Source organism: Gaetbulibacter sp. S0825 (assembly GCF_011777505.1).
GTDB lineage: Bacteria > Bacteroidota > Bacteroidia > Flavobacteriales > Flavobacteriaceae > Pontimicrobium.
On record NZ_JAATJT010000001.1, the window covers coordinates 421,646 to 437,928 of the forward strand.

Annotated in this window: 12 protein-coding genes; 2 read left to right on the forward strand and 10 right to left on the reverse strand. The window is 33.2% G+C overall.

Annotated elements, in window-relative coordinates:
- Positions 1–945, forward strand: coding sequence for an endonuclease (locus tag HB672_RS02000; RefSeq protein ID WP_167606905.1), 945 nt, complete (start codon positions 1–3; stop codon positions 943–945).
- Here the strand turns inward: HB672_RS02000 and HB672_RS02005 are convergent.
- The 3 genes from HB672_RS02005 to HB672_RS02015 all read right to left on the reverse strand — a co-directional run bounded on the left by HB672_RS02005 (position 942) and on the right by HB672_RS02015 (position 5,577).
- Positions 942–1,316 (reverse strand): hypothetical protein, encoded by a 375-nt coding sequence (locus HB672_RS02005; protein WP_167606908.1) that lies wholly within the window; start codon positions 1,314–1,316, stop codon positions 942–944. The two genes, HB672_RS02000 and HB672_RS02005, sit on opposite strands and share 4 nt — an antisense overlap.
- A gap of 68 nt (positions 1,317–1,384) precedes the next feature.
- Entirely contained in the window at positions 1,385–2,818 is a 1,434-nt protein-coding gene (locus tag HB672_RS02010) for a DUF5689 domain-containing protein (RefSeq protein ID WP_244306564.1), read from the reverse strand.
- A gap of 11 nt (positions 2,819–2,829) precedes the next feature.
- Positions 2,830–5,577: a TonB-dependent receptor gene (locus HB672_RS02015; RefSeq protein ID WP_167606912.1), complete on the reverse strand. Its 2,748-nt coding sequence runs from the start codon at positions 5,575–5,577 to the stop codon at positions 2,830–2,832.
- A gap of 138 nt (positions 5,578–5,715) precedes the next feature.
- On the opposite strand from HB672_RS02015, the gene HB672_RS02020 reads away from it, so the two are divergent.
- Positions 5,716–6,768 carry an endonuclease/exonuclease/phosphatase family protein gene (locus HB672_RS02020; protein ID WP_167606915.1) on the forward strand — a complete coding sequence of 351 codons (1,053 nt, stop codon included), beginning with the start codon at positions 5,716–5,718 and terminating at the stop codon, positions 6,766–6,768.
- Positions 6,769–6,827: 59 nt separating this feature from the next.
- Here HB672_RS02020 and HB672_RS02025 read toward each other — a convergent pair whose 3' ends face one another.
- The 7 genes from HB672_RS02025 to hppD all read right to left on the reverse strand — a co-directional run bounded on the left by HB672_RS02025 (position 6,828) and on the right by hppD (position 16,256).
- Positions 6,828–7,265 (reverse strand): hypothetical protein, encoded by a 438-nt coding sequence (locus HB672_RS02025; protein WP_167606918.1) that lies wholly within the window; start codon positions 7,263–7,265, stop codon positions 6,828–6,830.
- A 96-nt stretch (positions 7,266–7,361) separates the two neighbouring features.
- A complete protein-coding gene (locus HB672_RS02030; RefSeq protein WP_167606921.1) occupies positions 7,362–10,046 on the reverse strand; it encodes a carboxypeptidase-like regulatory domain-containing protein in 2,685 nt (894 codons plus the stop codon).
- Positions 10,047–10,208: 162 nt separating this feature from the next.
- Complete coding sequence (gene pgi / locus HB672_RS02035) at positions 10,209–11,855, reverse strand: glucose-6-phosphate isomerase (protein ID WP_167606924.1); 1,647 nt, start codon at positions 11,853–11,855, stop codon at positions 10,209–10,211.
- Complete coding sequence (locus tag HB672_RS02040) at positions 11,855–13,165, reverse strand: peptidoglycan DD-metalloendopeptidase family protein (RefSeq protein ID WP_244306565.1); 1,311 nt, start codon at positions 13,163–13,165, stop codon at positions 11,855–11,857. The genes pgi and HB672_RS02040 overlap by 1 nt, the downstream gene beginning before the upstream one ends.
- 40 nt (positions 13,166–13,205) lie before the next feature.
- Positions 13,206–14,138 (reverse strand): tryptophan 2,3-dioxygenase family protein, encoded by a 933-nt coding sequence (locus tag HB672_RS02045; RefSeq protein WP_167606930.1) that lies wholly within the window; start codon positions 14,136–14,138, stop codon positions 13,206–13,208.
- Between the two features lie 5 nt (positions 14,139–14,143).
- Positions 14,144–14,947 (reverse strand): DUF3108 domain-containing protein, encoded by an 804-nt coding sequence (locus HB672_RS02050; protein WP_167606933.1) that lies wholly within the window; start codon positions 14,945–14,947, stop codon positions 14,144–14,146.
- 148 nt (positions 14,948–15,095) lie between these two features.
- Positions 15,096–16,256: a 4-hydroxyphenylpyruvate dioxygenase gene (hppD, locus tag HB672_RS02055; protein ID WP_167606936.1), complete on the reverse strand. Its 1,161-nt coding sequence runs from the start codon at positions 16,254–16,256 to the stop codon at positions 15,096–15,098.
- Positions 16,257–16,283 lie beyond the last annotated feature (27 nt).

Here is a 16,283-nt window from a genome sequence, read left to right on the forward strand (position 1 = left end):
ATGATAACACCCTACCATACCATTGCTTTTTATAATCTTGAAAACTTATTTGATACGTTTGATGATAAATTCACATTCGATGATGATTTTTTACCTAACTCGGAAAAAAATTGGACTGAAAAACGCTATCGAAAAAAGGTAAGGAAATTAGGGTATGCCATTTCTAATATTGGTGTAAAAACATCGAAAAAATATCCAGCAATTGTTGGCTTAGCTGAGGTTGAAAACAAACTGGTAATTGATGACCTTCTAAATTCTAAATTTTTAAAAGATAAATCTTATGATTATGTACATTATGACTCTCCTGACGAACGAGGTATAGATGTCGCAATGATTTATGACACGACTGTTTTTGAGGTTATTAATACCGAAGTTTTTCCTTTAGATCTTTTTGATGAAGATGGTAGCAGAGATTACACTAGGGATATTTTAATGGTTGAAGGCAAATTAAATGACGAACTTATGTACTTCGTAGTTAACCATTGGCCTTCACGACGACAAGGAGCCGAAGAAAGTGAGCCAACACGACTTCTAGCTTCAGCCAAAGCACTAGAAGTTATCTCTAAAATTAAAAGTGGCAACCAACAGGCTAAAATAATCATTATGGGTGATTTTAATGATGGCCCTTTAAATAAAAGCGTCAAACAATTAGTTCATACTGAAGATTTGTTTAACCCTATGGAAGAGCTTAAATCGTTTTTTAGAGGTAGTTTGAGTCATCGTCGTCAATGGAATTTATTCGATCAAATATTATTCACAACAAACTTTTTTGAATATCAAAAAGGAGAACACAGTTTTTCTAAAGCTGATATTTTTGACAGGGAATTTTTAAGGCAATATAAAGGCAAGTATCGAGGAAACCCTTTTAGAACATTTGTTGGCCGAATATACAAAGGTGGTTATAGTGATCACTTTCCTGTGTATATTCATTTAAAACGCTCTTAAAACTTATCTAGGAGCAATACAGAAAGCGCTATACACCCTAGAGGCAACAGCCAAAGTACCCAAATATTATAAGAGCCATGTTTTTTTTTGGATTTGGCATTTACTACTAATCTCCTTTTTCCCGAATACACCATCCAGTTTTTAAAATAAATAATAACCGAGGTTATGACAAATAATGTCCATGCATTAGAAGACGACATGGTTTCAACTTTCATTTGCTTAAAAAATTCAGAGAAAAAAACACCCAACAATAATAATAAAGAGCATTGTAATAAAGACATATAGAATACAGCTATAGTATTAGCTTTTCTTTTAAATCTTGGCTTGTAATGATTGAAAATGTTTAATGCAAATTGATCAAAAATTGTCATAAATAGGTCATTAAAAAATAAGGTCTGCCTTTAAAAGCAGACCTTAAAAGTATAAAATATAATTAGGATTAGTTTGTTCCTAATACTCTAAAATCTTCAACATGATAAGCACCGTCTAATTGGGTATCTGTTCCAGAACCCACTACTTTAAATGCAACATAAAGAGTTCCGGTATAAGATGAAATGTCTATTAATCCAGAATCTTGAAATGAGTACCACGAATCGCTTTGCTTAGCTAAATTAGCTTCAATTGGTTGCCAAGTAGCAGCTAACACATCTGTGCCATTAAAATCGGTAGACACAAACACTTCTAATGTATTGTCTGGAGAATCTAAATGGTGTTGAGCTGTTTGGAAATTTAAAAACTCATTACTTTGAGCATCCATATCAATTCCTGGAGATATTAACCATCCAATATTAACATCGTCGCCTGTAAAATAACCGCTAAATTCTGCATAACCATTACCGCTAAATACTTGTTCTGTCCAAAGTTCTCCACCAACTTCAGCAAAATTTGTCCAACCTGGTAGGTCTAAATTTGTATTATCAACAGCTGCATCAAAATCTTCTTCATAAATAACTGTAAAGTCATTAATGTTTAATGGCTCGCATTTTGAATCTGTTAAATTAACATCATCTAGACTATTTAAAACCATGACTATATTACTACCATTAAATGTTTTACTAATTACACCAGCAATTGTTCCGCCAGCATCTGTTGTAAGAATTACATTTTTAAAACTTGCAAATGAACTTGTTTCTAGTGGAAAATTAACATAGCTAAATCCTTCGCAGCTTTCCATCATTCTTGAAGTATCAAAATCATCACTCTCATCTACATATGATTCTCCTTCTAAACTATTTGGAAATTGTACGTTTTCAACCATTACAAACATTCCAACATGAGAATCATTAATTTGAGAAAACGTTAATACTTTTGGTGAAATAGTTTCTGTTACTTCTGATCTAAAAACATGCTTCGGAATTTGGTTAGCGGTAATTTCTTCTATCTCTTCACCATCATCACTAGGTTTGCCACCTATACCAATAACATCATCACCTGAACGTGTTTCACCAAGATATAATCCTTTTAAATTAATATACACTTCGCGCCCAAAATTAAATTGATTGTAAGAATCGGTTAAATTTAGCACCACTTTTAAAGCTGAAGTTGGGTTTGTAGGATGGTCTTGAATAAAAAATTCTTTGTAAAAATTCCCTGTAGCATCCGAGGAGCTTACATATCCTTTTACATAAACATCCGATACTATTTCAGTTGCTTGACGAAATACAAATTGGTCTTTTAATTCGGCTATCGTCATTGGTGTTGCTGAACTAGAAAGTAATGCTGCTAATCCTTGGTTATTTTCATCGCCTAAAGACGTTGGCACTGTAAAGTCATCGTCTTGAACACAAGAAACCATAGCTGAAGTCGCTACAGTAACCATTATTAAAGTTAATATTCGATTGAATTTCATTGTTTGTGATATTATATTTTTCATAATTATTTTTTTTAAAATCTGAAGTTTAGGTTAAGAAAATAAGTAGTACCTCTACCATACCAATACTTTGGTCCAAACACACGTTTAGGATTGGCATTATCATCTCTTAACTCTCTAAAATTGGCGTTTCTCCCTTGTTCAAAACCTCCTGTTTTATATTCTTTATCTAGTAGATTATTAACACTAGCAAATAAACCAATAAAATAATCGCCAATTTTCCAAGATTTACCTCCAATGGCATTAACCGTCATGTATGAATCAAACTTTTCTTGCTTTAAAAGTTCTCTTGCCAAAGCGGGATCGTAATCGTTAAATGGCAACCCATCATTATCCAAATAGAAGTTTTGTGTTCTTGTTAAAGGACTAATATCTACATATGCATTAGAAAAGAAATTCGCTGTAGCTCCAAACCACCAATAATCTGGGTCTCTATATTCAAATCCAACCGAGGAAGCGCGTTGTGGTCCTCCAGCAATTTTGTAGTCTTTTAAATTGGCTTCTTCAAAATCTTGAAAACCATTATCAAAATCATCAGAAGTTAAAATAAGGTTTGGGTTATTGTCATACGTATATTGTCCTATTGAGGCAGCTCCTTTCAACTTGATAGTTGGTGTTACCTGAGCTTCGATACCTAATTCGCCTCCAAAGTGTTTTTTATTCACGCCTTGAAGAATCTCTTGTACAAAAGCTGTATTATCACCTCCAACACCGTCGGCAAAGAAGAATGAAATTTCATTGGCATCTTTAATGGTTGTATAATAACCTGTTAATCTTGCTTTAACTATTGGCGACCTGAATATGTAGCTAGCATCTGCTGACATTATTTTTTCTTCAGTAATGTCTACACCACTCCTGTCTCCAACAACACTATGATTTTCTCTAGAATTAGAGAACGTGTTACGTAATGAAGGGGCTTTAGAAATATAGGCCGCATTTACATCAAATAAATGCTTTCCGGTTAGCTTGTAAGTAAAGCCTCCTTTAGCACCTAATCCATTAAATTTAAGTTTTTTTCCTTTACCAAAAGAGTTGTCTTTATATGCTTCGTGTTGATATAATCCTTCTCTTTGATATTGAGTATTAGTAATGTTTCCTGCTAAGTAAAAATCTATTTTGTTGTATTTAAATATCGCTTGAACGTGCGCACTAAAAACATCAGCATGTAAGTTATAGTTGTATCTTAACTTGTCGCCTTCACCTACAACCCTATCAGGGTTTCTAAGGTCATATTGATAGCCATCAAAAGAATCTACATTTAAATAGCCCGTAGTGCTTCCTAGCATATCGGTTATTTGTGCAAAATTTTCAGACTTCAATTGTCTTAAGTTCAAAGCTCCGTTTAAAGTAATGTTATCCGAAATCTCAGTATTGAAAATCGTGTTAGCTGTGAATTGCGTATCGTCACTTCTATCTTCATAAAGTACATAAGCTGCGTTATTACCACTTGTATTATTGGTGATATTGGCGTCATAAATTCTGTTCCAATTTATTTGTCCTTTGCTTATGAAGTCTTGCTCAAACTCATAGGCATTCTCTAAATCATCTCTAGACACCCAATAACTAGGTAGGTTTTGGTAATAAGCTGGACTTGGATTTGCACCTCCAGCATAATCTAAACGACTATTACCTAACTCCCCAAATTGATATGCTAGATTGGTGTTTAACGTTGTTTTTTCACTAACATTCCAATTATGGTTTAACATGATAATTGGCTCGTCTGTACGCTTAACTCTTGAGTTACGCTTTTCACCATCTTGCCAACCCCAATATTCGTTATATTTAATGTCTTTTAAATCGTAAACTTCTTGTGTGTTTGGTGAAGATTTACCTCTTCTATTAGGCGCATAAATTCCAGTGAAGTTAATGCTGTGTTTATCGTTTATTAGTTTTTCAACAGAAGCGAAAAATGAATTAGCATCATAAAATGTTCCATCTTGGAAACCTTCATTCCCCCAACGTCTTCCAAGTGACATTGAATAAGCCCAACCACCTTCTACTAACCCAGATGCATAAGATGCCATCATACGGTTTGTGTAACTTCTGTTTGAAGATGAATAAGTAATACGGCCTCCTTTTCTATATTGTGACGCTCTTACATTAATATTGGTAGTTCCTAATATCCCTCCAAAGTTATATGCCGAAGGTGGTATACCATTTGTAAACTCTTGGTTTCTCATAGCATCATTTAAACCTCCCCAATTACTCCATTGTGGTCTTCCGTTGAACATTTTATTCATTTCAACACCATTAATAAGTATGGTTCCGTTTTCAGAATCTAGTCCTCTTACTCTAAAAAAAGACGAGCCAAATTCGAAAGCAGCAGTACGTAAAAACACATCTTGAGACGATTGTAATAATCCTGAAATATTATCGGCACCACTTGTGTCGTCGTTAAGTTCATCATCGGATAAATTAATAGTAAACAAATCAGCCGAATCCGATACATCAATTTTCAAAAACATATCGGTTATATTTACAGTACTTCCTTCGTTTACAACAATTGGATATCGTGCTGTGATATAGCCTTGCTTAGATACATTTAATACTTGCTCACCTAAAGGGACATTTCTTGTAAAGCTAAACTCACCTTTAGCATCCGTTTTAGTTGAGTGTGAAGTTTCCTCGATTGTAATAGTAACTTCGGGGATTGGCAAATTAGTAGCTGCATCTTTTACACTACCTTTAATAATAGTTTGCTGTGCAAAAGCTGTAGAGACTAGAAAAACTCCCAATAAAAAAATTAGTATGCTTTTTTTCATTTTCAATATTAAAATTAATACTCTTATCTCTTAAAAAACAAATTTTTTAAGACTAACAAATTTACATTATTTATCACTAATATTTACCTTTGGCTTAAGATTTGATTGTATCTTAACGGACTTTTAATACACATTTAAATGAAAAAAATAAATTATTTAACGGTAGCGCTTCTCTTTTTTGCTTTTATAAATGTAGATGCACAAGAAAAAAGAAAGTTTAAAGTGCACACTGTTGCTTTTTACAATGTTGAAAACCTATTTGACACTATCAACAACCCAAATAAGTTTGATGAGGCTAGTCCGATAATGGAATTGAATTTTAACAGAGGAGAAATTTATAAGAAGAAAGTCCAGAACATGGCTCGAGTTATATCTGAAATTGGTGCAGATGTCTCCAAAAATACGCCTGTAATTATTGGTTTATCGGAAGTAGAGAATAGAGAGGTTGTTGAAGATTTAGCAAATGACCCTGCTTTAGTTGCAAAAAATTATGGTATTGTACACTTTGAATCTCCTGATGCCAGAGGAATTGATGTTGCATTAATGTACCAAAAAGATTTTTTCACTCCAACCAATACTAGCAATCATGAATTAAAGATTTATGATGACAATACACGAAAACGTGTTTACACTAGAGATCAATTACTGGTTACTGGAAAACTTGAAGGAGAAACGGTACATGTAATTGTAAGTCATTGGCCTTCAAGAAGCGGTGGGGAAGCAAGAAGTAGGCCTAAACGCATTGCAGCAGCCCAATTAAATAAGCGTATCATAGATTCTTTGCAAGCCATTGATCCTTACGCCAAAATATTTTCAATGGGAGATTTCAATGATGATCCAACTAACTCAAGCTTTAAGGATGTCTTAAAAACAGAGAAAAACAAAGAAGATGTAAAACTTAAAGGTATTTATAACCCAATGGAAGACTTTTTTAAAAAGGGATTAGGATCTAATGCCTATCGAGACGCTTGGAGTTTATTTGATCAAATATTAATTACAAAACCCTTTTTAGAAAAAGATTACTCATCTTTTAGGTTTTATAAAGCTGGTATTTTTAACAAACAGTATTTAACAAATAAAAAAGGGAGGTATAAAGGGTATCCTTTAAGGAGTTTTGCAGATGGAGGTTTTACTAATGGTTTTAGTGACCACTTCCCAGTATATGTGCATATTATTAAAGAGGTTAAGTAAGAATGAACTATAAAACATAAAAAAAGCAGCAATTAAGATTGCTGCTTTTTTTAGTTCTTTTAACCTAACCAAGTACTCCACGGAATTCTTGATAAAAACAATACTAATCCTAATAAGTAAAAAATAGTAATTGTTTTAAATTTAGAAGCAGAAGTCGATTTCTTTTTATGCTTAGAGTAACCAATAGTAATTAATACCACAGCTAAAATATTTACAAATGGATGTTCTACAAGATATAATCTAGAAATAGAATCGCTCATTACTCCACCTCCTAATTCACTCCAATTACTAAACCAAGGAGATACAAAATATAATATGATCCCTATTAGCAATTGTATGTGAGATACTATTAGTCCAAACAATGATATTCTAAACGCTTTGGCATCATATTCTTTTTTGCCTGTTAGTCCAATAATAGCATTTATAACTGCTATTAATAGTATAATTAACACTAAATAAGCCCAATAAGAATGGAGCATTTTTACAGTATCGTACATAATTTATAGTTTTAGTTGAATTTCAAAAATAGTAATTTTTATCCATAAAAAAACCTGCTCTTTTTTGAGCAGGTTTTTAATATCTATAATAGGATATTAGAATTTGTAACGTAAGCTTACATTCCAAGTTCTACCTAAACCAAAGTAACCTTGGTTACGGTTGCTTATACCTTTAAAGTTAGCTTCCCCACCTGTGTTTTGGATATTAGTTCTTATGTCTGAAAGATAAATTTCATAGAATACGTTGTTAACGTTAGCTCTAATGTTTACAGATTTATCTTTATCTTTTCCTACTAACATTTTGTATGATATACCTGTATCAACAATCTTGTAAGTAGGTAATTTCAAGTTTTCTTTTACTGCTCCTACATCAGCATATAATCTGTCATAGAATCTAAAATCCGCATCCCAAGATAATCTTTCTGCTAAATCGATATCTAGACCAAATCCAAGAGTAAACTGAGCAGCATCTCCTACTTCACCACCATCAACATCAGTTTCAGATTCAGAAATAATATTTCTGTCCTCATCTGTTATTTGTGTTGTAGATGATCCCTTATATCTCCAGTTACCAGCAGACATAAATCCGTTAACTCTAAATCCATCAGACGGTCTTGCTGTAAAATCTACTTCAATACCAGAGTGTAATTGCTCAACTCCAAAATTTAATGTGTTTTGCACAAGTCCACCTACGATACGAGAAGAACTAACTACTCTATCTTTCCAAGAAGTTCTATAAGCATTTACATTAGCAGAAAATGCTCTAGTATTGTAAGAATATCCAGCTTCAAGACCAAAAATAGTTTCATTTTGGTGACCAGGACTTACTTGGTTATTAAACTGTGGGAAGATATTATCATGATAAGGTTGTCTTGAATAAAGTCCTGCATTAACATATGCTTTATTTTCTTCAGCTTCATCTAACACAAAACCTAAACCACCTTTTACATTGTATCCAACATTATTAACTTTCTCAGAATCTACAGCATCTGTTGTTCCACTAGGAAGTGGTGTTCCAGTCCATTGCGATGATGTACCATCTATAAGTGATTGGTCGGCATACTGATAATGATCAAAACGTTGGTGTGTTTGATTTGATAGTGCTCCTTGGAAGAAAGCAGAAAATCTATCAGTAGAATATTCTAACTGAGTAAACATACCTGCATAAGAAATACGCTCGTCATTACTATAAGCAATTTTCTCATCTTCATCAAAAGATGCAAACATTGCCGTCCATGGATCAGCAGCCATATCTCTAGTTGTAATTACATTTTTGTAAGTACCGAAAGAACCGTAAGTTTGGTGGTTTTCATCTCTTAAACGAATATTTTCTTGCCATGAAGTTAATCCATGAAAATTTTCAACAACTCTAAAGTGCTTACCGTAATACGTTCTTAAATCTACACCAACATTAAATGAAAGGTTTTCACTAAGTTGTGTTTGCAAATTTGAAACTACACCATACCAACTATGCAAGTTCATAGAAGCACGAGTAATATATCCTCCTTCTGCAGCAAAATTACCACCAGCACCAGAAGTACCTAAGTTATAAGCATAAATTGCATCATAATCTATACGTCCCTCATCTGTTCTAATTCGACTTCCTCTGTTTCCAGTTCCACCACCGCGTCCCCAAGATGCATATAACACAGTAGATAAATTAGTATCGTCACTAATTTTATAATCCCAGTTTATGTTTGCAACTGGTTTATGGTAAAAGTTTCTTCTTTCTGTCATGTACTTACCTTGGTAAGTTCCCCAGTTATTATTGTAACGTCGACCGTACTTCTCATAATCAGATAGTCTTTTAGAGAAGTTTTGATCATGAAACTGTGGTGCTCCAGTAAGTAAAAAGTTAAAATTATGTGTCTCGTTAGGCGTATAACCTACAGATAAGAAATATGTTTGACCAGCACCAAAGTTACCTTCGTTGTAGCCATCACCCTGCCAATGAGATAACATAAAGCTTGCTCCCCAACCTTTTTCAGATTTTCCTGTATTGTATGAGTATGTTGTTTTAATGTAATCGTTATTGGCAATTCCTGCGTATACAAATCCTGATTCTCTTTTAGCGGTTGTTCTAGTAACAAAATTTACTGTACCACCTACTGAAGATATTGCTAATTTTGAAGACCCTAAACCTCTTTGATTTTGAATCGCACTCGCAATATCATTAATTCCAGACCAATTAGACCAATACATTTTACCATCTTCCATCCCATTAATTGGTTGTCCGTTTAATAAGTAAGCTGTGTTGTCTTGTTCAAAACCACGAACTGCAATTCTAGAATCTCCAAATCCACCAGATTGTCCAGCAACATATACTGAAGGTGTATTTACTAGCGTCATTGTTATGTCTTGCGCTCCAATTTTCTTTTGAATCTCACTAGCTGTAATAGTAGACACGGCTACTGGTGTTTTTCTATCATCGGCTAAATCGATAAGTCCTGTACCAACAACAACGATTTCTTCTAAAGCGTTATCAGGAAACAAAGTAACTGTTCCTAAGTTAGTATTACCGTCAAATTTTAAAGTTACAGATTCATATCCTACATAAGATATAACAATCTGTCCTGAAGCTGCTTCAGTGGTTAATGTAAATTTACCATCAAAGTCCGTAGATGCTCCATTTGTAGTTCCTTTTTCAAGGATGTTTGCTCCTGGTAACGGAGCATTCAGTTCAGAATCCATAATGGTTCCTGTAACTGTGCTTTGAGCTATTGCGCTTGTAGTAAACACTAATGCTAAAGCAAATAATAAAAATTGAGTAGTTTTTTTCATACTGAAAAATTAAATTGATTTTTTAGTTCTAGGCAAAATTAACCATTAATTGTTATAGTTTATTAACTAATAGTTAAGAATTTTTACCGCCGCAAATATACATACTATTGTTTAATTTTAACAAATTTTAACGAAATTACGTACGTAGATACCTTTTTACAATTACTTGGCTATATTTTTATAGTGATTGATAAGGTTTTTCGTAGAAGAATCGTGACTATTGGTTTTTGTAGAACTAATCTCCTTCAATACGCTTGTAGCTAACTGTTTTCCTAGCTCTACCCCAAATTGGTCGTAACTGTAAATATTCCAAATTATACCTTGCACAAATATTTTATGTTCATACATTGCTATTAACTTTCCAAGGTTTTCAGGGGTTAATTTGTCAATAAAAAAAGTTGTTGTAGGCCTATTTCCTTCAAATACTTTAAAAGGAGTTAGTGTTTTTTGTGCGTCTTTAGGCAGTTTACTGTCTATAAGCTCATTATCTACCTCCTCTTTTGACTTTCCTTTTAACAATGCTTCTGTTTGAGCTATGAAATTGGAAATAAGCTTATCATGATGCTCATTATTACCATGTAGACTTTCTTTAAAGCCAATGAAATCAGCAGGAATTAACTTTGTTCCTTGATGTAATAACTGAAAAAAGGCATGTTGTGAGTTTGTACCAGGTTCTCCCCAAATAATGTTACCTGTTTGGTAGTTTACTTTGTCTCCATTTCGCATTACAGTTTTTCCATTACTCTCCATAATGGCTTGTTGAAGGTAGGTCGCAAATTGATTTAAATATTGAGTATAAGGTATAATCGCTTCGCTTTCAGCTTTGAAAAAATTATTATACCAAATACTCAAAAAAGCAGAAATAACTGGAATATTTGATTGAAACGGCTCGCTTTTAAAATGTTTATCCATTTTGTAAGTACCTTCTAATAAGCCTTCAAAGTTTTTATATCCAACCGATAAGCTTATACTCAACCCCACAGCACTCCAAAGTGAAAATCTACCTCCAACCCAATCCCACATTGGGAATATATTATCTTCTGAAACACCAAAATCTTTAACTTTTTCAATATTGGTAGATACAGCTACAAAGTGTTTGGAAATAGCATCTTTATTCCCAGATTGTAAAAACCATTGTCTAATCGTATTCGCATTAGATAATGTTTCTTGAGTGGTAAACGTTTTGGAAACAATTATAAATAAGGTTGTTTCTGGGTTTAACTTTTTTAAAACTTCATTAACGTGGTCTCCATCTACATTGCTAATAAAATGAGTTGCTAAATGGTTTTTGTAAAAGCTTAAGGCATCGACAACCATTGATGGGCCAAGATCGGAACCACCAATACCAATATTTACAATATCTGTAAATGGTTTGCCAGTAAACCCTTTTGACTCACCATTTACAATATTATTCGTAAAGGTTTCGATTTTTTTCTTGGTAACGTAAATCTTAGGAATGATGTTTTCGTCATCGACAAATATTTGAGCAGTTTTTGGTGCTCTTAAAGCTGTATGAAGTACTGCTCTCTGTTCAGTTTGATTTATTTTATCTCCTGAAAAATAACTTGAAATTGCTTGTTTTAGTTCAACTTCTTGAGCTAACTCTAAAAACAAATCAATAGTTGATTGTGTAATTCTATTTTTTGAATAATCCACAAAAAAATCGTCCCATTTAATTGTGAAACGATTCGCACGATTTGAATCTTCTTCAAACCATTGTGTCATGTGAGCATTTTTTATCTCATTGAAATGTTTTTCTAGCTTTTTCCAAGCTTTTGTTTTGGTTGGATCAATACTCTTTAAAGCCATTATTTTTCGGTTATTAAATCGTCTTCTACCAATATTTGATTGTCTAAAATTTTAGTGCTATCAATCTTTATTTCCAATTTTTCTCTTAAAAACTCAATACCATCTAGTTGAGCTCTAATAGGTTTAATAAATTCTAGGTATTCCGCTTTAAGACTGTCTGAAATTGGTTCAGCTTCAGGTAGTTTTTGCTTAAATGGGTCCACTTGTTTTCCATTTTTCCAAAAACGATAACATACATGTGGCCCTCCAGTGTTTCCTGTCATACCTACCCAACCAATGACATCACCTTGCTTTACAAATTGCCCTACTTTTACATTTCGGTTTTTCATATGCAAATATTGCGTGCTATAAGTCGCATTGTGTTTAATCTTTACATACTTGCCATTTCCTCTTGTATAACTTGATTTTGTAACTGTTCCGTTTGCTGTTGCCAAAATTGGTGTACCAATACCAGCAGCAAAATCAGTACCTCTATGTGGCCTAACTCTATTACCATAATAAGCAATGCGCCTTTTTAAATTATAGCGTGATGATACACGACTAAACTGTACAGGTGCCTTTAAAAAGGCTCTACGTAAATTTTTAGCCTCTTCACTAAAATAATCCCTAAAACCTTTTTCTTTATCGGTTTCAAATTCAAAAGCGTAGAAAGGTTCTTTGTTATGTTCAAAATATGCTGCTTTTATATTGTGAACGCCTACGTAAGTACTATCGTCAATATATTTATCGGTATAAATAACTTTAAATTCATCGCCTTCTTGCAGTCTATTAAAATCTATTGTCCAAGCATAAATATCATCTGCCATCATAAATGCCAATCTCTGGCTCAATCCTTGCTCATCTAATACTTGAGAAATGCTTGACCCAGGAGCTATCGTTCCTGTTGCTTCTTTCTCTACATATTTAATAGGCTTTTTATTAGTATATGCATGAATGGAATCTTGAAAATTCACAACTACATATTCTTCCTTATTAGGTTGGTAAATAAAACATGTCGGTAATTGTAAAGAGTCTTTCGTACAAAGTAATGTGTATGGTTTTCCCTCTTGAAGTCTTGCAATATTAAAAGAATCTTTGGTTTTTTCTACTATGTTGTAAATTTGAGGGTAGCCAATTTTATTACGCTCTAATATTTGACCAAAACTATCACCCCTTCTTATAGTATCTCTAACTACAATAAAGTCGTTTAGGTTAAATCCAAATTCATATTTTTCTATTTCTTTCTCTTCTTCTAAAGCTATTTCATCACTGATGATTTCTTCTTTAGGTTCATTTTTACAAGAAATAATGCCAACAACAATTGCTAGCATTAAACATATATTTTGAAATTTTTTATTCTTAAAAATCATATTAAATAGTTTCTCCCCAATTATCTATTTCTTGTTGGCTCCAAAGTTCAGGAAAAAAAATACGTTTTTGATACTTTGGATGCATATATTTTTGCCAATCGCTTCCTCCAGTTGCCTCACCATCACCATCAGGGCCTAGAATATAATGAACAGCTGCATTATAATGTGCCAATACCCAAGTAATATTAACCGTATAATCGTAATGTCTCATGGCTTTTACCAAATTTTCATTTTTTTGGTCTTCTTCTGGTAATTCTTTAAATCGTGACCATAAATTTTTAGTGTTGTAAATTTTCATAAAGGTTATAAATTCTTCTTTATAACGCTTTTCAAAATTTATAAGCAATTTAGATTTGCTACCTGTTTTATAATCTTTACCAGCAGCTTGCCAATACAAATGGTCAAAAGCATGCTCGAAAGGTGTATTTCTATTTATAGTTTTTCTAAAACGATTGTCTATGAGATTAATGAGCTCGGTAGAAGCAAATTCGATTTTTCTGTATTGCCCACTTTGAAAGCCACTTGCAGGCGTTAGTGTGTGCCTAAATTTACTATACTGCTCAACATCCATACCTTCGCGCATGATATTAAATGAAGTCGTTAACATATCGAAATAACGACTGATTCGCATCAATTTATCTTCAAAAAACTTAGCTGTTAACTGCTCATTTTCGGCAACTTGGGAAATTTCCCAAAGTATCATTTTAAAAAGCAACTCATTAATTTGATGATAAGTAATAAACACCATTTCATCAGGAAACGTAGTGCGTTGTATTTGAAGACTTAATAAGGCATCCGTATGAATATAGTCCCAATAAGTAATAGAGTTTGAATACAATAAGCCTTCTAAGTAATTTTCGGTATCTTCACTTTCGGCGTCGTACTTTTGTTGGATTTTATTTAGTAAGTGGTTATAATCTGGTTGGTTAGACATAATTATTAATCAAATTGTATTTCAAAAGGGTGCTTTAATCCTTTAAAAGCTTCTAAATCGGCTCTTAAAGAACCTATAGCTAAGTCAGCTTTTAAACGCAAAGGTATTTTATTTTTATCGGCACTTACCCATAAAGTTAAACTTTCTTCTTCTTTAAATACACGTCCAGCCATAACATATGGCCTGAACATTAAACATTTTACTTTTCCGAAATTGGTCCTAATGGTTTCTTCGCCTAAATATTTTAATTTGAAATTATAGTTTTCAAAATCAAAAAACATGGTTAGGTTAACTTCATCTCCTGGTTTTATATTTGTTGTATCGTAATTGTTACGCAAATAATAAAATGCCGATACCATATCCTGTACACCAAACTCTGTGTCGTGAACAGTTTCTCTTTTTTTCTTAATGTTATTTACGTAAGCTTTTTGATTTTCTTGGTCGAATTCTATTTCTAATTTTTTGGTATGACCTCCCTCATTGATATCTCTTATAAACTTATAAGGCAAGTTATTGTCTATATCAAAATAGCTTTCATATCTGTCTTTTACCTTAAAAAACCAGCTAATTGCTCCTGTTGTTTTTCCTTTGCCAACTACATGGAATACAGGCTTGTCATTGAGTTTCTTTTCTTTTAATTCCATAGTAGCTTCACCAGCTTTCATCCAACCACTATAGCTCATTTTAAATTTAAACCATTCTCCAGCCTGATACGCAGATTCTTTGCTTCGCCTAAGCTCAACAATCTCTTGGGCAAAAGATGGTTTACACACTAGTAATACTAATACTATAAGTAGATTCTTTTTCATAATTTGAGTAATTATATTTAAACCAATTAATTACATTTTTATTGTTACAGTACTTAAAAATACAATTACTGTTCCAAAAGTATTAAAACCAAAAAACTCTATCGATATAATCGATAGAGTTTTTACGCCTATTTTAGTTAAATATTTGTTATAATGTGCCTCTATTTGCTTGTTCACGCTCAATAGACTCGAAAAGTGCTTTAAAATTTCCCGCTCCAAAGCCACGTGCTCCCATGCGTTGAATGATTTCAAAGAATAATGTTGGTCTATCTTCGACTGGTTTAGTGAAGATTTGCAATAAATAGCCTTCTTCATCTGCATCAATCATAATTCCTAGACCCTTTAAGGTTTCAATATCTTCACGCAATTCATGACTAAATTCTTCTAACCTTCCAGGAACTGCTTTATAATATGCTTCAGGTGGTGTCGATAAGAATTCGATACCTCTTTTTCTTAGCTGTGACACGGTTGATATAATATCGTCTGTGGCAACTGCAATATGTTGAACTCCTGGGCCTTCGTAAAAATCTAAGTATTCTTCTATTTGTGATTTTTTCTTTCCTTTTGCTGGTTCGTTTATTGGAAACTTAATTCGTCCATTACCATTACTCATTACTTTACTCATTAGTGCAGAGTATTCCGTATGAATTTGCTTATCATCAAAAGAGAGGAAGTTTTCAAACCCCATAACGTCTTCATACCATTTTACCCATTGATTCATTTCGCCCCAACCTACATTACCAACCATGTGGTCTATGTATTTTAATCCTACCGAAGTTGGATTATAGTCTGATTCCCATTTTTGGTATCCAGGAAGAAATGTCCCCTTATAATTTTTACGCTCTATAAACATATGAACCGTTTCTCCATAGGTATGAATCCCTGCTTTAATAACTTCTCCAAATTCATCTTTTTCAACAATAGGCTCCATGTACGATTTTGCACCTCTACTTGTTGTTTCTTGGTATGCACTACGAGCATCTTCTACCCAAAGCGCAACTACTTTTACACCATCACCATGTTTTACAATATGGTCATTAATTGGTGAACTACTATTTAAAGGCGTAGTTAGTACTAATCTAATTTTATCTTGAACCAACACATAGCTTGCTCTATCTTTCACTCCTGTTTCCAATCCTGCATACGCTAAAGATTGAAACCCAAACGCTGTTTTATAAAAGTGTGCTGCTTGTTTTGCGTTACCCACATAAAACTCTACATAATCTGTTCCTAGAAGTGGCAGGAAGTCTTGTGCTCCTTCAAATATTTTTTCTAAACCGTAGTTTACTGATTTTATTTCTTTACTCATGATTAATCGTTTATTTGTTTAATCGTT